This window comes from Methanobrevibacter sp., assembly GCF_015062985.1.
Lineage (GTDB): Archaea > Methanobacteriota > Methanobacteria > Methanobacteriales > Methanobacteriaceae > Methanocatella.
Map to the genome: position 1 here is coordinate 1 of NZ_SUTI01000015.1, position 17,508 is coordinate 17,508.

Annotated in this window: 25 protein-coding genes and 1 tRNA gene; 20 read left to right on the forward strand and 6 right to left on the reverse strand. The window is 35.4% G+C overall.

The window, feature by feature from the left end:
• Positions 1-251 precede the first annotated feature (251 nt).
• The 11 genes from E7Z77_RS07290 (at position 252) to E7Z77_RS07340 (ending at position 7,132) form a co-directional block, all read left to right on the forward strand.
• A complete protein-coding gene (locus E7Z77_RS07290) occupies positions 252-548 on the forward strand; it encodes a putative quinol monooxygenase (protein WP_292752155.1) in 297 nt (98 codons plus the stop codon).
• A 150-nt stretch (positions 549-698) separates the two neighbouring features.
• Positions 699-1,076, forward strand: a complete 378-nt coding sequence (hypA, locus tag E7Z77_RS07295; RefSeq protein ID WP_292752158.1) for a hydrogenase maturation nickel metallochaperone HypA — start codon at positions 699-701, stop codon at positions 1,074-1,076.
• 19 nt (positions 1,077-1,095) lie between these two features.
• Complete coding sequence (gene hypB, locus E7Z77_RS07300; RefSeq protein ID WP_292752161.1) at positions 1,096-1,749, forward strand: hydrogenase nickel incorporation protein HypB; 654 nt, start codon at positions 1,096-1,098, stop codon at positions 1,747-1,749.
• 24 nt (positions 1,750-1,773) lie between these two features.
• Positions 1,774-2,805, forward strand: coding sequence for a DUF354 domain-containing protein (locus E7Z77_RS07305; RefSeq protein WP_292752164.1), 1,032 nt, complete (start codon positions 1,774-1,776; stop codon positions 2,803-2,805).
• Between the two features lie 57 nt (positions 2,806-2,862).
• A tRNA-Ala gene (locus tag E7Z77_RS07310) sits at positions 2,863-2,935 on the forward strand.
• 40 nt (positions 2,936-2,975) lie between these two features.
• On the forward strand, positions 2,976-4,058 hold the full coding sequence (locus tag E7Z77_RS07315; protein WP_292752167.1) for a hypothetical protein: 1,083 nt from the start codon (positions 2,976-2,978) through the stop codon (positions 4,056-4,058).
• Positions 4,059-4,069: 11 nt separating this feature from the next.
• On the forward strand, positions 4,070-4,528 hold the full coding sequence (locus E7Z77_RS07320) for a DUF1890 domain-containing protein (RefSeq protein WP_292752170.1): 459 nt from the start codon (positions 4,070-4,072) through the stop codon (positions 4,526-4,528).
• Complete coding sequence (locus E7Z77_RS07325; RefSeq protein ID WP_292752173.1) at positions 4,529-4,843, forward strand: DUF1894 domain-containing protein; 315 nt, start codon at positions 4,529-4,531, stop codon at positions 4,841-4,843.
• Entirely contained in the window at positions 4,840-5,784 is a 945-nt protein-coding gene (locus E7Z77_RS07330) for a methionine synthase (RefSeq protein ID WP_292752176.1), read from the forward strand. Before E7Z77_RS07325 ends, E7Z77_RS07330 begins: the two co-directional genes overlap by 4 nt.
• Positions 5,785-5,789: 5 nt before the next feature.
• Positions 5,790-6,257, forward strand: a complete 468-nt coding sequence (locus tag E7Z77_RS07335; protein ID WP_292752179.1) for a hypothetical protein — start codon at positions 5,790-5,792, stop codon at positions 6,255-6,257.
• 14 nt (positions 6,258-6,271) lie between these two features.
• On the forward strand, positions 6,272-7,132 hold the full coding sequence (locus E7Z77_RS07340; RefSeq protein WP_292752292.1) for an ARMT1-like domain-containing protein: 861 nt from the start codon (positions 6,272-6,274) through the stop codon (positions 7,130-7,132).
• Positions 7,133-7,165: 33 nt separating this feature from the next.
• On the opposite strand, the gene E7Z77_RS07345 is transcribed toward E7Z77_RS07340, so the two are convergent.
• Positions 7,166-7,486 (reverse strand): hypothetical protein, encoded by a 321-nt coding sequence (locus E7Z77_RS07345; protein WP_292752182.1) that lies wholly within the window; start codon positions 7,484-7,486, stop codon positions 7,166-7,168.
• 15 nt (positions 7,487-7,501) lie between these two features.
• Positions 7,502-8,254 carry a precorrin-4 C(11)-methyltransferase gene (gene cobM / locus E7Z77_RS07350; protein ID WP_292752184.1) on the reverse strand — a complete coding sequence of 251 codons (753 nt, stop codon included), beginning with the start codon at positions 8,252-8,254 and terminating at the stop codon, positions 7,502-7,504.
• Positions 8,255-8,352: 98 nt separating this feature from the next.
• Between cobM and E7Z77_RS07355 the strand changes: the two genes are divergently transcribed.
• Genes E7Z77_RS07355 through E7Z77_RS07375 form a run of 5 tightly spaced genes read left to right on the forward strand, consistent with a single transcriptional unit; the run spans position 8,353 to position 10,327 of the window.
• Positions 8,353-8,748: a hypothetical protein gene (locus E7Z77_RS07355; protein ID WP_292752188.1), complete on the forward strand. Its 396-nt coding sequence runs from the start codon at positions 8,353-8,355 to the stop codon at positions 8,746-8,748.
• Entirely contained in the window at positions 8,745-9,242 is a 498-nt protein-coding gene (locus tag E7Z77_RS07360) for a hypothetical protein (protein ID WP_292752191.1), read from the forward strand. Before E7Z77_RS07355 ends, E7Z77_RS07360 begins: the two co-directional genes overlap by 4 nt.
• Positions 9,243-9,258: 16 nt before the next feature.
• A complete protein-coding gene (locus E7Z77_RS07365; RefSeq protein ID WP_292752194.1) occupies positions 9,259-9,642 on the forward strand; it encodes a carboxymuconolactone decarboxylase family protein in 384 nt (127 codons plus the stop codon).
• A 22-nt stretch (positions 9,643-9,664) separates the two neighbouring features.
• Complete coding sequence (locus E7Z77_RS07370; protein ID WP_292752196.1) at positions 9,665-9,958, forward strand: hypothetical protein; 294 nt, start codon at positions 9,665-9,667, stop codon at positions 9,956-9,958.
• A complete protein-coding gene (locus E7Z77_RS07375) occupies positions 9,959-10,327 on the forward strand; it encodes a hypothetical protein (RefSeq protein WP_292752199.1) in 369 nt (122 codons plus the stop codon).
• Here the strand turns inward: E7Z77_RS07375 and E7Z77_RS07380 are convergent.
• From E7Z77_RS07380 to E7Z77_RS07395, 4 genes are all read right to left on the reverse strand, one after another.
• Positions 10,324-11,085: a TatD family hydrolase gene (locus tag E7Z77_RS07380; RefSeq protein WP_292752202.1), complete on the reverse strand. Its 762-nt coding sequence runs from the start codon at positions 11,083-11,085 to the stop codon at positions 10,324-10,326. The genes E7Z77_RS07375 and E7Z77_RS07380 overlap by 4 nt on opposite strands.
• 1 nt (position 11,086) lies before the next feature.
• Positions 11,087-11,851, reverse strand: a complete 765-nt coding sequence (gene uppS, locus E7Z77_RS07385; protein WP_292752205.1) for a polyprenyl diphosphate synthase — start codon at positions 11,849-11,851, stop codon at positions 11,087-11,089.
• A 12-nt stretch (positions 11,852-11,863) separates the two neighbouring features.
• Positions 11,864-12,580, reverse strand: a complete 717-nt coding sequence (gene mtxX, locus E7Z77_RS07390; RefSeq protein ID WP_292752207.1) for a methanogenesis marker protein Mmp4/MtxX — start codon at positions 12,578-12,580, stop codon at positions 11,864-11,866.
• Positions 12,581-12,695: 115 nt separating this feature from the next.
• Positions 12,696-14,075 carry a 2,3-diphosphoglycerate synthetase gene (locus E7Z77_RS07395; protein WP_292752210.1) on the reverse strand — a complete coding sequence of 460 codons (1,380 nt, stop codon included), beginning with the start codon at positions 14,073-14,075 and terminating at the stop codon, positions 12,696-12,698.
• Positions 14,076-14,131: 56 nt separating this feature from the next.
• Between E7Z77_RS07395 and E7Z77_RS07400 the strand changes: the two genes are divergently transcribed.
• The 4 genes from E7Z77_RS07400 to E7Z77_RS07415 all read left to right on the forward strand — a co-directional run bounded on the left by E7Z77_RS07400 (position 14,132) and on the right by E7Z77_RS07415 (position 17,507).
• Positions 14,132-14,845, forward strand: coding sequence for a UPF0280 family protein (locus E7Z77_RS07400; RefSeq protein WP_292752213.1), 714 nt, complete (start codon positions 14,132-14,134; stop codon positions 14,843-14,845).
• Positions 14,846-15,038: 193 nt separating this feature from the next.
• Complete coding sequence (locus E7Z77_RS07405) at positions 15,039-15,326, forward strand: UPF0058 family protein (protein ID WP_292752216.1); 288 nt, start codon at positions 15,039-15,041, stop codon at positions 15,324-15,326.
• A 111-nt stretch (positions 15,327-15,437) separates the two neighbouring features.
• Complete coding sequence (gene comA, locus E7Z77_RS07410; RefSeq protein ID WP_292752219.1) at positions 15,438-16,208, forward strand: phosphosulfolactate synthase; 771 nt, start codon at positions 15,438-15,440, stop codon at positions 16,206-16,208.
• A 45-nt stretch (positions 16,209-16,253) separates the two neighbouring features.
• Complete coding sequence (locus tag E7Z77_RS07415) at positions 16,254-17,507, forward strand: methanogenesis marker 16 metalloprotein (RefSeq protein WP_292752222.1); 1,254 nt, start codon at positions 16,254-16,256, stop codon at positions 17,505-17,507.
• Position 17,508: the final 1 nt, after the last annotated feature.

Here is a 17,508-nt window from a genome sequence, read left to right on the forward strand (position 1 = left end):
TAATGTTAGATCTCGACTAAACACGTTTTATGTAATGATTCCAATCATTACATATTTTTTCTCTTTTTTTAAGGTGAAATTCATCAAAATCCCATTACGGTGGTTTAAGAATTACAGGAATTCATGCACTGGTAAATGCTAATCTGATTTATTGATTATGATGGATAAATAGAAACATTTAATAATTCTATGATTAAATTCAATAATATCTATTCTTGATAGATGTGAAAAATTGAAATATAGGTGAGAACATGATTATTGTTTTAGCAAAAGCTATTCCAAATGATGATGATGCAAAAGCGAAAGTAATTGACTTTGCACAAGACTTGATTAAAAATTCTAAAGAAGAAGACGGAAACGTTGATTATAATTTATTTGAAAATACTGCAGACGGTTCATTAATGTTTGTTGAACAATGGGAATCCAAAGAAATTTTAGGAAAACATTTGCAAACCCCACATTTCATCAAGTTCGGAGAAAATATTGACGGACTTCTTGCAGGCGACCTCGAAATAAATGTTTTCGATGCTGAAGCTACTGATTTATAAATTTGATATTGGTTAAAATTCTACCAATATTTACTTTTTTTATTTTTTCATTTTCTGATGTAATACTTCTCATTTTATATATTATTAAATACTTTTATAAATTAACAAAACAATAATTATAATATTAATATTTATAAGAGGAGTAGTAAAATGCACGAGTTATCTATGGCTCAGGGCATTATTAATGCAGTTTTAGAGACTGCACAAGCAAATAATGCAACTGAGGTTAATGAAGTTACCGTTGAAGTCGGTAGGCTAGCTATGATTAATCCAGAACAATTACAATTCATATTGGGAGTATTGGTTGAAAATACTATTATGGAAGATGCAGAGATAAAATTTGAAGAGATTCCTGCAGAAATCCAATGTTATGATTGTGATTTTAAAGGTGAGGCTATTTTAGATGATAAAGACCATTATGCTCCTATGGTTAAATGCCCAAAGTGCGATAGTCTTAGCGTAGAAACTTTAAATGGTAAGGATATTGTAGTTAAAAATATTGTTATAGAAAAACCTGATGATACATAAAATGTGAGGAGATGAAAAAATGCATATGATTGCAGATGTGGAAGTAGAAAAGAATATCATGGATGCTAATAAAAAGTTAGCCCATAAGAATTTACATAAATTAGAAGATAATGGAATATTCTGTGTTGACTTTGTAGGAGCAATCGGTTCCGGTAAAACAACATTAGTAGAAGAGATTATTGACAATACAGATTATAAGATAGGCGTTTTGGCTGGAGATGTCATATCCAAATTTGATGCAGGACGTATAGAAAAGCATGATGTTCCGGTAGTAGGTTTAAACACTGGTAAAGAATGTCATTTGGATGCACACTTGGTAGGCCATGGACTTGCGGATTTACCATTGGAAGACCTTGACATGGTAATTATCGAAAATGTGGGAAACCTTATTTGTCCGGTTGACTTCGAACTCGGTTCTCATTTAAGAATCGTTGTTGTAAGTGTTACTGAAGGTGATGATACTGTAGAAAAACACCCGATAATCTTCCAAACTTCAGATGTGGTTGTCATTAACAAGGTGGATCTTGCTGATGCTGTTGGTGCAGATGCTGACAAGATGGTTTGTGATGCTAGAAAATTAAATCCTAATGTTAAAGTTATTAAATCCAGCTTAAAACAAGGTTTAGGATTGGATGAGATTATTGCAGCTATAGAAGAAGCAATGAATAATTAATTTTACTTTGAATTCGGTGGTTTTATGAAAGTGTGGGTAGATATTTCAAATGCACCTCATGTAAGGTTTTTTAAGGATGTAATCAAATATTTGGAAGCCGAAGGCGAGGATGTAATCGTTACAGCAAGGCAATTTGGTGATATCCATAAGTTAATGGAAATGTATGATATTGATTTCATATCCGTTGGAAAGCATGGTGTAAGTCTCTATGATAAGCTGAAAGAAAGCACTTCAAGAGTTTATAATCTTGTAGATGTGATACATGATGAAAAGGTGGATGTTGCCCTTAGCAAGCATTCTATAGAACTTCCTAGAATCTCATTTGGTTTAGGAATTCCTAGTTTGTACGTTTTAGACAACGAACATGCATTGGCAGCCAACAAATTGACACTACCATTATGCGATAGAATCATTACACCGAAAATAATTGACATGTGGAAATTAATGAAATTTGGGGCAGACCCAAACACTATCATTTCATATGACGGAACTTCCGAATTGATGCATTTTAAAAGTTTCAAATATAATGATGCTGTTTTCAATGATTTAAATCTTGACTTGAAACATCAAAAAACAATACTGATGAGGCCTGAACCTTCACTTGCTTCTTATCTCGATGCTGACTGCAGAAAATCTGTGTTATCTCCTATCGTAGATGAGTTGAAAAATGTGGCAAACATTTTAATTTTGCCTAGATTCAAGGAGCAATCTGACATATTCGAAGGAATTGAAAATGTCCATATCTTAAAGCCTCCTGTCGATACTTCAAGTTTGATTAAAAAATGTGATTTGGTGATTGGTGCCGGAGGTACAATGAATAGGGAAGCCGCAATATTGCAGACTCCTGTAATTTCATGCTATCCTGGTGAAACCTTATCAGTTGATCAGTATTACATCAATAAAGGTTTGATGTATCGTTCAAACAATACAGATGATGTGATTAACAAGGCTCTTGATTTCATTGTCAATCCTCATGAAAAAGTTGAAGTGAAAACAGATGATTTGTTCCAGATAATTATTGATAATTTATATGATTTGGCCAAAAATGGTAAATAGTTTTTTATATTAAAATAACCATATATCTTATTGGTAATTAAATATTAATTTTTTTATGGGCTGGTAGCTCAGATGGTAGATCGTCGCCTTGGCATGGCGGAGGCCCCGGGTTCAAATCCCGGTCAGTCCATTTATAAATTTTAAAATAAAAACAGAATAGTGATTATAATATGTTGTTAATTGCTCAAAATCATTTTCAATTAATTGTGGAAGTTGCATTAATGCTATTTGTTACATTAGTATTTTGTCTTAACTTAATACCACTGTCTCTTAGTGTAGTAACCTTCTTATCATTATTTTTAATCGGAGGTTTCACATTACTTTTTGGAGCTGATATTGCACTTCTTGTAATATCTGCAAGCCAAGCAGAGTTTACTCACCCATTCGGACCAATTGCTTTGTTGGGTGCCGTTACTGCATTAGCTTCTCTGAAGGTGATGAAAGAGTCGGGTGTGGATATACGACCTTTAAGAAGATTTGTCATATTATTCATTGTTGGAATCACTGTATTCGGAGGATTGATGCACAGATCATTTTTAATCTTATGGTTATTAGGTTTATTCATAGGATATCTCATCATTTCAAAATCTTTCAGAGAAAAATCAGTATTCACACTTAGAAGAATTTTATTATTCTTGGGTGCAGCTGGTGTAGGTTTTGTTCTTTTAGAGGCAATTTCACGTGTAACAGGAATGACAATTTTCTCACCACTTTTAAGGTTAGGTAGGATTGAGCAATATTCATTAGCAAGTATTAAAACTGTGTTGAATAACCTGCAACTCATTGGACATAATGCAAATGCATCCTATTGGGGTGCGGAAGGAACGGCCTTTGCTGAGGGATACATTACCCTGCCGATGCAATTAGTTTTATTCTTCGGATTGCCATTCCCTATGTTTTTCGGTGTACTGGTTAACCAAAAGGATACAATAGATTATATGCTTCCGGGAATTTTCGGTTATGGTTTTGACTTCGGAATTTTCGGTTTAGTCTGTTTGGTCGGATTCGTGCTAGGCACATTGTTAATAGGATTTAAAATATTGACCATGTACAGGGAAAGAAGGGAGAAAAACAATAAGAAATACTTGGGAAGAGAAGTACTCTTAACAGGTGCTTTAGCAGCATTTTCAGCACAGGCATTAATCGGTTTATTCGTGTTTAACAGAACCATCAATGGTATGGCATTATTAACATTCTTATTCTTAGGCACACTGATTTTAGCTAATGTTGTTACATTAAAATCAAGATCATGAGGTGTAGTTATATGAAAGCGTTGGTATTATTAGGATGTCCTGAAACTCCATCCCAAACTCCTATGGCAGTTTATGTTTTTAATAAACTTACTAAGATGGGTTATGAAACTACAATTGCCGCTAACCCTGCGGCTTCTAAATTAGTCAGAATATCAGACCCTGAAGGTTTATATAATCTCAAGTTAGTTGATTTGGAAAGAAGTTTGGGCGAAATTAATGAAGGCGATTATGATTTATTGGTTGGTTTTGTTCACAAAGATGCGGCTGCATCATTTTTCGTAACATTCGACCAGATTCTGCAAACCAAGTCTCTTGCATTGGTATTTTCAAGAGATGCTGATGAAGTGGCCGAATTCATAAATATGATTGAAGAAAGTGGAAGCAATGCTAAAATTGCAGCTGTAAGAGCATTCCATAATCCTTCACCAATCAAGGTTAAGTTTGATAAAGCTATTAAGGAGTTAGAATAAATGTCATTCTGTTTAGATACATACCTTCAACAATCTGATAACTATGAAATTCACGCTTCAAAGGCAGGTTTTAAAGACTGTGCAATGATTATCAGATTTAAGGCAGAAGATCTTGTTTACATAAAGCCTGGAGATCAGGTTTTAGGTGTTAGAGTAATTGGTATTCCACCGATTCCAATAGGTTTTAACCATGAGAAGGGTACAGTTTTATTGCCTTATACAAAACCTTGCCATGGAACTTCAGTGGTTGAATTGCCAATAAGTGAAGAAGAAGTTGAAAACATCAGAAAGTTAGACACCGGTAATAAAAAATGAAATCAACTGTTGTAGGTAGTTTTCCAGCTAGCGAAAGCGCTCCATCTAATTTTAAAGATAAATTATTGAAATCTTTCGGTTTATATGATCCATTTAAGGATGCAATTAAAGATAGTGTCATTGCCCAACTTGATGCAGGAGTAGATATTGTCTCCGACGGTCAGGTAAGGGGAGATATGGTTTCCATTTTTACAAAATATATTCCCGGAATGAAAATTGAAGAGGGAAATACATTTATTGTAGGTAAAATTGTAAGGCCTACTCAGGAAATCTCTGTCAAGGATTTGCAATATGCCAAAAAGGTAATGGAAGAGTATTTCAGCGGTAAAATTCCTGAAGGAAAAGGCGTGAAAGGAATAATAACCGGCCCGAATACAATTGTTCATTCATCCAGAATCCGATTTTTTTATAAAAACAAGGAAGATGCCATCATAGACCTGGCACATAGCCTGAAATATGAAGTTGACGCAATAGCCAAGAAGGTGCAGCCTGCCTACATTCAAGTGGATGAGCCGTTTCTCTCTACTGGCATGGTGGATATGAAAACCGCCCGAGAAGCCATAGGCATACTTAAGGATGGGTTGGAAGTTCCTTTGGCAATGCATGTATGCGGTCTTTTGAATGATGCGTTCAAGGATTTGGCAACTTTTGACATTGATATTCTAGACATGGAATTTGCAGGAAACAATGTAAATCTTGGAGTTCTTGAGGAAAATGCATATCTTCTTAAAGATAAAAAGGTAGGTTTCGGATGCGTTGATTCATCAGTCAATGAAGTGGATGATGTTGATGACGTTGAGGGATTGGTCACCAAAGCAATTGAAATAGTTGGAAAGGATAATCTGCTTTTGGATCCGGATTGCGGATTAAGAAGAGCTCCGAAAGATGTTGCATTTGAAAAACTAAGATTGATGAATCAGATTAAGGATAAATACTCATAGATATTATGAATTTTGGATTTTCATTTGTCGGTTTGTTATTTTTAGTCATGCTTTTTGTTCCAAACATTATCTGGTCAAGGTATCAGCCTGCGGGATATGGGAAATATTGCAAAAATGAAAATAAAACATTGCTGGTTTTAGAGCGAATTGGAGAGGTTTTGGTAACATGTTTACTTTTGTTTACCTCCATCGAATTCAGCTGGTCATTAATTTTGGGAATTGCATTTCTTTTGATGATAATCTATGAGCTGTATTGGCTCAGATATTTCAAAGGAGGTCATACAATGGAAGACATGTACTCAAGTTTTTTAGCTATTCCTCTTCCCGGTGCGACACTGCCAGTTTTAGCAGTTTTGCTTTTGGGAATTTATGCAAACAATATTTTTATAGTGATATCTGCAGTAATTTTGGGAATCGGACATGTTGGAATTCACTTTAATCATAGAAATGAGGTATTAGGACTAAAAGAATAATCGGTTGTGATATTATTAAAGCATATTATGAGTGCGGACCGTGCATATTGAGGCAAGTCAAGGAAGTCATTGATTTGTCATGCAATGAGGAAAGCTTAAAATTTGAACTAATGCAGAACTGCATGATGCACATGGCAGATAACTTCAATGAGGATTCACAGCCAAACAAGATAGCGACTGAAGTTAACCAATACATTAAGCAAAAGACGAATTGTGCCGATGCCTATCTAATGCAGAAAGAGATGAGCAACGAAATAGCCTTGTCATTAATGCCGAAAGTGAGGGATATTCTGAAAAATGATGACAGTCTGGAAACTCATGTTAAATTGGCTATTGTAGGAAATATCCTCGATTTTGGAGCTTATGGGGTAAATACTGATTTTAAAAGTTTAATCAGGACCAATCTAAACAAGAGCCTCAGCATTAATGATATTGAAGAATTTGAAAAGGCAATGGATTTTCACAGCGATGCACTGTACCTGGTGGATAATGCCGGAGAGATTGTTTTTGACAAACTGCTTATTGAAAAAATTAAGGAATACGAGGTTGATGTAACTGTTGCTGTAAAGGATAGTCCAATTGTCAATGATGCCTGTATGAAAGAGGCTATTGATGCTGGTTTGGGAGAATTGGCTGAAATTGTCTCTGTCGGCAGTGATTCTGGCGGAATTGTGGAGGAAATGTTTTCTGATGATTTCAGAAGTGTCTTCGATAAAAGTAACTTTATCATTTCTAAGGGGATGGCAAACTACGAAGGACTGACAGAGATAAATCTTGAAGAAAAGGATGTGTTCTCATTGCTGTGCAGCAAGTGCAATCCGATTTCCAAAAGCCTTTCTGTAGACATCGGATCTTTTGTGCTGAAAAAATTATAAAATAAAATAAAATTTAAAAAAAGAAAAAAAGAGTTAGTTAAGTTCTTTTCTAATGTCATTAGCTGCAACTAATGAAAATATGAATAAAAGCACTCCTAATAGATTAAAAGTCCATATCATTACAAGAAAACCGATTATTGCAATTATAATCCAGGCAACTGAATCATTTTCATATTTTGTCGTAATGTAATACAGGACTAAAAACATTATCAAGTAAAATGCAAAATTGATTCCAATTAGTTCTGCGTATGGCGGTATTACGAATAGAAATACAATCATTAATATTGCAATTATTAAATATACATATCCTATCCTTTTTGCTAATTGTCTCCCCCTTGGCCTATTTTCCAACATTCTATCACCTTATAATCATCGATATTCATGTTTAAAGTTTTTGTCATATAGCTTGGATGCGTTAAAGTCGCCAGGGTCTAAGACATCTCCCACTACAATCATTGCAGTCTTTGTAATTTCAGCATCTTTAACTTTTTCTGCAATATCCTTGAGGGTTCCTCTAATTATTTGCTGGTCTGGCCAAGTTGCCTTTTTCACCACTGCCACAGGAGTAGTCTCTTCATAACCAACAAGCAATTCTTCGACAACCTTGTCAATCATACCTATTCCCAAAAAGATACACATTGTAGCGTGATGCTTTGAAAAACTGGCTATGCTTTCGCCTTGAGGTTTAGGAGTTCTGCCTTCAGGACGTGTAATGATAACGCTTTGTGAAATCTCAGGCAATGTAAGTTCAGCTTCAAGAACACTTGCAGTACCGAAAAGTGAGCTTACACCAGGAATAATCTCGTATTCAATGTCATGCTTTTTGAGTTCACGAATCTGCTCTGCAATCGCTCCATAAATTGAAGGATCACCAGTATGAACACGAGCAACCAATTTTCCTTCATTTACAGCTTCTGTGATGATTGCATCAGTTTCATCTAAATTTAAATATGCGCTGTTGTGAATAACGCAGTCTTCCTTAGCAGGGCATAACACATTTTTATTAACAAGTGAACCTGCATAGATGATGACATCCGCTTTTTCAATAACGTTTCTTCCTTTAACAGTAATTAAGTCTGGATCACCAGGTCCTGCACCAACGAATATAACTTTTCCTTTCATGATATAATCTTTTTGTTCAAATATTATTTAATAATTTTGTATTAAAATTGAGCCTTAATCTAAGAAAACTTTATTAATTTTGAAAATAATTAAGAAATATGGATAATAAAGGTTTCATTTCAGCAGAATATCTGTTTTCATTATTTATAATTTTAATAATAGCTTGTGGATTGTTATTTTATTCATCATCAGGCATTTCTTCGAGTTTTGATATTGAAGATGCTGTTGTTCATAGGCTGATTCTGGATGATGTTGCAAGTGAGATAAGTCAGGTCAATTCAAATGGCGATGGATATTCAAAATATATCAACCTGCCATCTGATAAGGGATATTTTGAAATAACGCTTAAAAAGGATAAATTGATTATGGAATACCTTGGAAAGAAAGCAGAAACATTGATTCCTCTTTTAAATATTGACAAGGATTATAAATTAATCAGCGGCAAAGGTTATCTGATCTCAAAAACAGAAGACGGAAAGATAGTGATAACATGATGGATAATAAGGCACAGATATCTGCAGAGCTGCTGTTCCTATTTGGAACTTTAATAATAATTTTGATGATTTCAGTTGTCTTCATTTATGAGGAGCAGGAATTGAATATGGCGATGAGCGCTGCAAAATCAGGAATAATTGAAGGATTGGCCACTTCATCAAGTGCTGTTTATCCGATTGAGACATATAATGAGTATTCAAACTCAAAAAGAACTTTGCTCTATCCGTATTCCGTTGAAATAGTAAACATTTCATACACTGAATTGGGCTATGACAGCAATTATGACAAAAAAAGAATACAGTTTAAGGTTTATGCCAAGACCTCCGACAGATTTGATAATGATGAGCTGACCTCAATTGGGGACAGAATTAATTATAATTTAAGAAAATCAATAGCATTAAGTTTCAATACGACTCAGGCAACTAATGGATTATACAATCCGACATTTTCCCCGCATTATGTTTACACAACCGCTAATGTTAAATGGGTTTAGTGTTATATTTAAAATCATGTCTAGGTATGAAAAAGGAAAAGAAGTTTTGGAAGGCATTCAGGAAAGGTCTTTGGATGAAATATTTGGCGCCATTGATGATGTTGCACCGGATATGGCAAGATTCGTTGTTGAATTTCCATACTCTGAGATATACACACGCCCAGAAGTTGATTTGAAAACACGTGAATTGTGTACCGTGGCTGCATTAACTGCTTTGGGAACAGTTCCTCAACTTAAAGACCATATTGGAGCGGCCTTAAATGTGGGCAACAGTCCAACGGAAATCGTTGAAATCATAATGCAGATGAGTGCATATGTGGGCTTTCCAAAGTCCATTAATGGAATAGTGGCTGCAAAAGAAGTTTTCATTGAAAAAGGTTTACTGACTGAAGGGGATTAAAATTTCTGAAGATAATTTTATAATGATGGCTTCCAAATTGCAGGAGGAGCTTGCAGACATTATTGAATGCAATCTTGAGGTTAATGATTATCAGCTGATAATGTACAAATACCTTTTCATCAGCGAGTTAAAGGTGCCCCTTCTGGAAGATTTGGGTGTTGAAATCCGTGAAGATTCATTCATTCTATATATTATTCCTGATGATTTGGAGTTTAAGCTGTTAAGATATTTGGATGACGCATTTGATAAATTTGAAATTTCATTTGAGCCGAATGATTATAATATAATAAAATTAAGATTTAAACTGTGTGATTAGATGTATAGTGAAGAAGAAAAAAAGCAACTGATGGATGATTTAAAGGAAATGGAAACTTTCAAGGCTGATGTGGGCGATGAAGGAAAGGTACTGCAGGAAGATTTGAAGGAATACTTCATCAACGGCAACGGCGATAAGGAGGATTTGATTTTCAGAATAGAGTTATATTTCTATGCATTCAAGCTATTCTGCAGAAAAAAAGTAAAAATCGACAGAAATCAATTTACAATATATTTGAATGATTCATTATTGGATTGGCACTTAATCAAATTGGTAATGGATGATTTAACTGATTTTGAACTGGAAATAGAAGCCGTAAAAGAAAATAAGGATGTGTTGATTGATTTGAATTTCACCCTACACTATTAGATTTTAAAAATTTTGCGGGCATTGCCGGTTGTAATTTCATCAACTGTTGCAACGTCCATATTTTTGATTTCAGCTATTTTATAAACTGCATTCACGACATTTGCAGGTTCATTTCTTTCTTCTTTTCTCATAGCCAGATAAGGACTGTCTGTTTCTGTTAGAATATAGTCCAAATCAATTTTTTCAATCAGGTCTTGGTGATGTTTTGAATAGCAAAGCATTGTAGAAAAACTCATAAATGCATTATCCATGTTCATTATCCTTTTGGCAGTCTTTAAACTACCTCCATAGCAATGAAAAACAAAATATGGGATGTCTTCATATTCGGGGATGATGTTAACAACTTTTTTCTCACAATCCCTTACATGCATAACGATTGGAACTTTATATTCATCGGCAAGTTCTAAAAATCCGGTAAATATTTCTTTTTGCCTTTCACGCAAGACCTTATCAGTCACGTAATAGTAATCCATTCCGACTTCGCCGATGGCCACAATTTCATTTATATATTTTCTGACATTGTTGTGAGCTATTTCAATCTCTTCTTCTGTGGCATTCTGTGAGCTTACTGGGTGAAAACCGAATGTTGGAAAAATAAATCCTTCATAATCCTTTGAAAGTTGCAATACTTTCATATTGCTGTCATTGCTGAATCCTGAAACAATAACGTTATTCAATTTATCCTCTGCCCTTTTGATGACATCTTCGCGGTCGTCATCAAAGTCTTCAAAATCAATATGGCAATGTGTATCTATCATATTATACTCCGAATCTTCTGTCTCTAGCTTGATATGAACGGATGGCTCTTATAAAATCAACTTTTCTAAGTTCCGGCCATAATGTTTCGCAGAAGTATAATTCTGAATATGAGGATTGCCAAAGAAGGAATCCGCTTAAGCGCTCTTCACCGCTGGTTCTGATAATTAAATTAGGATCGTCAACTCCTGCTGTGTATAGGTTTTTGCTTACAAGGTCCTCGTCCACGTCGTCAATTGTAAGTTTTCCGTCCTGAACGTCTTTGATGATCTTTTTAAATGAGTCTATAATTTCCAAACGCCCATCATATCCAATAGCTAAATTTAAAAACCTTTTATTATAGTTTGCTGTTGCTTCTTCAGCTTCTCTTATTGCTTCCTTAACGTTTTCAGGCAGTAATTCGGTTCTGCCGACGACTTTTACTCTCACTTCGTTTTTGTGTATTCTTTCATCGTTGACTAATCTTTTGAAGTTTATGAAGAACAGGTTCATCAGTCCTTCGACTTCATGTTTTGATCTGTTGAAATTTTCTGTAGAAAAAGCATAGGCAGTGATAATCTCTATTCCAAGTTCAATACTCCAGTCAAGAACCTTTTCAAGGGTATCCACTCCGACTTCATGTCCCTTTAAAACATCAATGTTTCCTTGGATTTTTGAAAATCTTCTGTTTCCATCCATAATTATGGCTACATGCTTCGGCATTTTCTCTGGAACTAAATCTCGTGATATATACCATTCATATATTTTGTAAAGTATATTCTCTGCCATTTTAAATCACTTTTAAAAATTGTCTAAACTTTCAGCTAAAATTAAGCTACGAACATAACCATCAATGCTTTGGTCTCTGCTGGTATCAATGTACACTTTGTTCATTCCAAAGGTTATTGCCCCATAACTTGGCCAGGAATTAAGCAGCACCAATGTTCTAAAAATAATATTTCCGACCCTGCCGTTTGGAGCGACGATAATATTACAGTCATCGTTAATTGCTTTTTCAACGAGAATATAGTAATTTTTCACTTCTTCTGAAGTTTTGTTTTCAATCATTTTTGTCAATTTTTTGCTTTCAGTAATTGATTTTGAAACTTCATGACCTCTTCCGAAATCGTCTTCCCTTCCTTCAGCAAGAACTGCAATTTTTGGAGTTTTTCCGAGTCTTTTGAAAAAGCTAATGCATTCTTCAACTATTTTGAATCTATCTTCAACGCTTTCGCCCTCATCTATTCCGACAGGGGTCAATAGGAATTCATGTTCATCACCGTTGACATAGGTTGCCCTTGAAATATCCGGATATTTTCTTCTAAGATCTTTCATGATATTGGAAGCGGGAAGTGATCCTCTAACTACTCCATGAATTTTTTCATCTAAAACCGCTTTGACCAGGTCTTCATCACTATATATTAGTTTTAAATTTGTTTTTGGGTGTTTTTCTTTAAAAATATGACAAGCTTGTATTATATTTTCATTTTCTCCAACACCAATAGCTATTGTTTTCATTAGTTACTAATTTGTATTTTCATATATAAATTAATTATTGTATTTTATAGAAATTTTTGAATAATCCAATTGGAATTAAAAAAAAGAAGTGTTAAAATAAGAATATTGTCTTATTTTAATTTTCAGAGTTGAAGTTTTCGATTGCAGATTCCACCAATTTGATTATTGAATCTGCCAAATAAGGATATGAATCGTTTATAGGAATAGGAATGTTATCACAATAGACGACTTCAAGACCTGCAGCTATTGCATCCTTAGTTGCAACGTCAACTGCAGCCGCCTTAAGTTCTGTAAGCATAACATCGGCCTTTTCCATGTATTTTTCCATATCCTCGCGTAAAAGAGGCCTATTGGATAAATGTGCAGTTGTTCCAATGATTTTGCATTTGAAGTTACTTTCAAGATATTCCACCAGTTTATCCTTGACATCTTCAGGTGCTGTTGTAGCGAACAATACATTTTTGCCGGTGATGTCATCCAATGGTTTTGGCCTGAATACTGTTGATATGACGGTAGCGTCAGGATTGATTTCAGCTACAAACTCTTCGATTTCAGCAATTTTTTCATCTGAACACATTGGTTCTTCACACATTGTCAGGATTACCAGATCCCCAAGTCCGACTCTGTATGGTCCGAAATATGTTGTCAGGTTTTCAATAGGCTGATTAGCTCCGACTAATGCGATTTTTTTGTCGGTCCTGATTGGAGGTATTGCAGCGCCGCTTCCTTCAAATATTGCAAATTTGGCATCAACTTCATTGGCGAGTTTTGCTCCTTTTTTCATATTTGTCATGAATACTTCGCCTGCCATTCCACCGCCACAGCGTCTACAGCCTATGGTCAATATTCTGCTCATAAGTGCATCTTCCCAATGATCACTAGCCGCATGAACTCCCCTTTCAGACTGTTCAAGCAGAAATTCAGCAGATATTTCCAATTTTTCGCCATGCACTATTTCAGGCTCTTCAGGTCCGCCCCTTCCCATTGCTATAACGCATGGTTCATAACCCTTTTTATCAAGCAATCTTGAAACGAATCCGGAAACTGCAGTTTTTCCGATACGTTTGCCCGTTCCAAGTATTGTTATTGAAGGCTTTTCCATTATCTCGTATTGTGATATCGGTTCAAATTTGAAATCAGGACCTTCATAGGAGATTCCTTCGTTTAAAACGCGACAGGCAATCTTGAATCTTTTCGGATAATCCAGGATAGGTTCGTCACTTAAATCCATTACTGTGTCAATATCGTATTTCCTAATCATTTCCACTATGATATCATAAGGAATTTCCTTGTCTTTTGCAAATTGAACGGGAACACCTAGCTTTTCGGAGTAGGATTCTTCCGAATCATCTCTTAATTTTTCAGTTCCTCCAATAAAAACAGCACCGGCGATATCAATGTGTTCCAGGTTGTTTAATGTATCGATTGCTTCTTGAGTGACTGGAAGATAATGTTCACCATCAACCAAACAGAGCATTTTATTCAGGGATTTCATGTTAATTACTATGGATTTAATAATATTTATAAGATAATCAAGTTCAATAATTAAATATGAATTTTTCTCAAATCGATATTGACGAAACACATATCAGGCTGACCAGTGATTTGGACAAGCATAATCTGAAGGGCCATATCTATTCCTTAAGGAGGGATTTGAAGGCATACATTTCCCGAAATCCTGATTTTTTATTATCACTGGAGGCCATCTACGAGGATGAAGAGGCACCACAGATTGTTAAACAGATGATTAGGGCATCAAATATTGCAGAAATAGGTCCCATGGCCTGTGTTGCAGGTACAATTTCCGAAATGTCTCTCGATTATCTAATCAATCTGGATTCAAAATATTCCATTGTAGAAAACGGAGGGGATATCGCACTGATAAACGATAAAAAGATTCTATGCGGAATATATTCGAACAATCAGATTTTGGACAACAATATTGCATTTGAAATCAAAGCAAGAAAAAGCCCTCTTGGAATCTGCACATCATCAGGCAGGATTGGTCATTCAATCAGCTTTGGTGAAGCGGACTGCGTAAGTGTAATTTCCGAATCATCTTCAGTTGCCGACGGGCTTGCAACAAAAATAGCCAATGAAGTTAGGGGCGAGGATTCGGAAGAAAAAGTTTACAATGCGCTTGAGTGCTGTGAAAATTTCAGGGAATTTTTTGAAGGGGTTTTAATCATTTCAGATAATAGCGTGGCTACAATAGGCAAATTGCCGGAAATTGTAGAGACCAGTGAGTTCAATGTCAGGATTTAACATTTGATTTTAAAAAATTCAAATGTGCTTTAATTTGAATTATATTCTCATTGTACAATCCCTTAGATTGTTAAAGTGTAATATATTTTTGAATGCAATATTTAAATATGATTAATTAGTAATATTAGTGTATAAAGAAAAAGCGAGTTATGTTATAAATAGCTAAAATTAGTTAATTTAGGGTTAGATATCTATGTATAAAGACGAAATGATACAATTACATCAATTTTTAGTATATGTTTTGAAATATTTAGCAGAAGATGACCAAATTACAAACGATTGCAGCGAATACATCACCCTTAAAATAAGTCCTCACCATATCCATAAAACTAAAGCTGAACATAAACATGCGATTTTCGTTTTATGTAAGATTATTGCTCAGGTTATTGCTGATAAGGAAGACAATTCAATCCCTGAGAATGTCCGCAATTCACTTTCAGATTTAGTTACAAGATCTGAAAATGAAATGAGAGCGGATTAATTTCTAATTTTTTTTACTCTTTTTTTTATAAACACCAAATCTTTTAAAAAGGTTTATATACAATCATACATCACTATTAATTAATTATTGAATTTAATATGAGTGATATTTTTGAAGTCATTTGAATTTTTATCTATTCCCAGAGAAGAAAAACCTAGAACACAAGGCCTTACAATGGTTTTGGACAAGGGTTTAGGCCTTGAAACTGCAGAAAGCCTGATGAACATTTCAGGAGAATATGTTGATTATCTGAAATTCGGATGGGGAACATCAATAGTCCATGAACAGGACATTATAAAATCCAAAGTTGAAATGTACAAGTCCCATGACATTGTTCCATATACCGGAGGAACACTGTTTGAATTGGCATATATGAAGGATAAGCTTGATGAATTTTTCGCTGAAGCCCATAACCTGGGTTTTCCGGCAATTGAAATATCCGACGGTTCAACCAGCATTGCTCATGAAAGGAAATTGGAATGCATTGAAAAAGCAAAGGATGACGGATTCACAGTCCTGTCTGAAGTCGGCAAAAAAGACCCTAACCTTGACAGGGAATTGACATTGGACGAGAGAATAAAACAGATGGATGATGAACTGAATGCAGGTTCCTCCCTGATAATTGTCGAAGCCCGTGAAGGAGGAAAGAACATAGGTATTTTTGACAAGTCAGGAAATGCAAAGGAAGATGAAATAGATTATATTTTGGCAAATGTTGATAATGAAAAAATCCTTTGGGAAGCTCCAAACAAAGACCAGCAGGTCTTTTTCATATTGAAATTGGGCAATGCCGTCAATTTGGGAAATGTTTCCACAGACGACATTACATCACTTGAAACATTAAGAAGGGGCTTGAGAGGAGATACCTTAGGAAAAATTTAATTAACTAATCATATTTTTGGCGTATCATTGAGAGAAGGTAAGAAAATGACTAATAATAGAAGTATCGCCCAGATCAATGAAAAAATTGATAAGGGCGAAGCCAATATATATACTGCAGAAGAATTCAAAAAGCTCATCAGAAAGGGGGATGCTCCAAGTTTTGATGAAGTTGATGTAGTCACCACGGGAACATGTGGTGTAATGAGCGGAACGGCAGCCATTCTGAATTTCATAATCTCAGAACCCGGTGAATTCATAAGGGCAAATGAGGTATATCTGAATGGAGTTCCGGCATATGCAGGGCCTTGTCCAAATGAATGGCTTGGTTCAGTTGACGTAATACTTCATGGAACAGCCCATTCAATTAATGATGCCAGTTATGGCGGAGGATTCTTACTCAAGGACATACTCGAAGGCAAGGAAATTGATGTCAGGATTGAAAGTGCTGAAGGAAAAACCATAGAGAATAAGATAACCCTTAAAGACATTACAAGGGCTCAAATCATTGGTGCGAGAATGGCATTTAAAAACTATACTGCCTTCACAAATCCGAACAGTGAACAAGTCTCCTCAATATTTGCGGCAACACCTCTTGAGGGAAACCTTAGGGGACTTACATTTTCAGGATGCGGCGATTTAAATCCATTGCAGAATGATGTACCTCAAAATGTGATAAGGGAAGGAACCAAGGTCCTTTTAAATGGCGCTCAAGGATATATCCTGGGCAACGGAACCCGGTCAAGCGATGAAAAACCTAATTTAATGCTGTCCGCGGACCTGACAAAAATGGATCCGTATTATCTGGGAGGTTTCAAAACAGGCCAGGGCGGTGAAGTTTATGATACAGTAGCTATTCCAATACCTGTTTTGACAGAGGAAATCTATAATAATCTGCTTGTAACTGATGCTATGGTAAATATTCCAGTGGCAGACATCAAGGGACGTCATTTGCCTTTAGCTGAAACAGATTACTCAAAATTATGGGCAGAATATGATTTAAGGCCAAGATATGATGATTCAAAATGTTTAACTTGCGATAAATGTCTTGTGGAAGACATTTGTCCGACAAATGCATTTTCAAGGGGAAGATTGAACCTCACATATTGCTTTGGATGCGGAATGTGTGCCAATTACTGCCGCCATGAGGCATTCAACATGAATACCGGAAGCGTTGATTTAAACATTAATGATGATGATGTTTCAATACCGATTATCTGCAGGCAGTCAGACAGGCTCAGAGCAAACAAGCTATCCTTAAAATTGAAGAAAATGATTGAAAACAAAGAGTTTGAATTGTAGG

Excerpts from the sequence above, each read along its gene's own strand:
- E7Z77_RS07290 (WP_292752155.1), top strand. The coding sequence starts at position 252 with ATGATTATTGTTTTAGCAAAAGCTATTCCAAATGATGATGATGCAAAA.
- hypA (WP_292752158.1), top strand. The coding sequence starts at position 699 with ATGCACGAGTTATCTATGGCTCAGGGCATTATTAATGCAGTTTTAGAG.
- hypB (WP_292752161.1), top strand. The coding sequence starts at position 1,096 with ATGCATATGATTGCAGATGTGGAAGTAGAAAAGAATATCATGGATGCT.
- E7Z77_RS07305 (WP_292752164.1), top strand. The coding sequence starts at position 1,774 with ATGAAAGTGTGGGTAGATATTTCAAATGCACCTCATGTAAGGTTTTTT.
- E7Z77_RS07315 (WP_292752167.1), top strand. The coding sequence starts at position 2,976 with ATGTTGTTAATTGCTCAAAATCATTTTCAATTAATTGTGGAAGTTGCA.
- E7Z77_RS07320 (WP_292752170.1), top strand. The coding sequence starts at position 4,070 with ATGAAAGCGTTGGTATTATTAGGATGTCCTGAAACTCCATCCCAAACT.
- E7Z77_RS07325 (WP_292752173.1), top strand. The coding sequence starts at position 4,529 with ATGTCATTCTGTTTAGATACATACCTTCAACAATCTGATAACTATGAA.
- E7Z77_RS07330 (WP_292752176.1), top strand. The coding sequence starts at position 4,840 with ATGAAATCAACTGTTGTAGGTAGTTTTCCAGCTAGCGAAAGCGCTCCA.
- E7Z77_RS07335 (WP_292752179.1), top strand. The coding sequence starts at position 5,790 with ATGAATTTTGGATTTTCATTTGTCGGTTTGTTATTTTTAGTCATGCTT.
- E7Z77_RS07345 (WP_292752182.1), bottom strand. The coding sequence starts at position 7,486 with ATGTTGGAAAATAGGCCAAGGGGGAGACAATTAGCAAAAAGGATAGGA.
- cobM (WP_292752184.1), bottom strand. The coding sequence starts at position 8,254 with ATGAAAGGAAAAGTTATATTCGTTGGTGCAGGACCTGGTGATCCAGAC.
- E7Z77_RS07355 (WP_292752188.1), top strand. The coding sequence starts at position 8,353 with ATGGATAATAAAGGTTTCATTTCAGCAGAATATCTGTTTTCATTATTT.
- E7Z77_RS07360 (WP_292752191.1), top strand. The coding sequence starts at position 8,745 with ATGATGGATAATAAGGCACAGATATCTGCAGAGCTGCTGTTCCTATTT.
- E7Z77_RS07365 (WP_292752194.1), top strand. The coding sequence starts at position 9,259 with ATGTCTAGGTATGAAAAAGGAAAAGAAGTTTTGGAAGGCATTCAGGAA.
- E7Z77_RS07370 (WP_292752196.1), top strand. The coding sequence starts at position 9,665 with ATGATGGCTTCCAAATTGCAGGAGGAGCTTGCAGACATTATTGAATGC.
- E7Z77_RS07375 (WP_292752199.1), top strand. The coding sequence starts at position 9,959 with ATGTATAGTGAAGAAGAAAAAAAGCAACTGATGGATGATTTAAAGGAA.
- E7Z77_RS07380 (WP_292752202.1), bottom strand. The coding sequence starts at position 11,085 with ATGATAGATACACATTGCCATATTGATTTTGAAGACTTTGATGACGAC.
- uppS (WP_292752205.1), bottom strand. The coding sequence starts at position 11,851 with ATGGCAGAGAATATACTTTACAAAATATATGAATGGTATATATCACGA.
- mtxX (WP_292752207.1), bottom strand. The coding sequence starts at position 12,580 with ATGAAAACAATAGCTATTGGTGTTGGAGAAAATGAAAATATAATACAA.
- E7Z77_RS07395 (WP_292752210.1), bottom strand. The coding sequence starts at position 14,075 with ATGAAATCCCTGAATAAAATGCTCTGTTTGGTTGATGGTGAACATTAT.
- E7Z77_RS07400 (WP_292752213.1), top strand. The coding sequence starts at position 14,132 with ATGAATTTTTCTCAAATCGATATTGACGAAACACATATCAGGCTGACC.
- E7Z77_RS07405 (WP_292752216.1), top strand. The coding sequence starts at position 15,039 with ATGTATAAAGACGAAATGATACAATTACATCAATTTTTAGTATATGTT.
- E7Z77_RS07415 (WP_292752222.1), top strand. The coding sequence starts at position 16,254 with ATGACTAATAATAGAAGTATCGCCCAGATCAATGAAAAAATTGATAAG.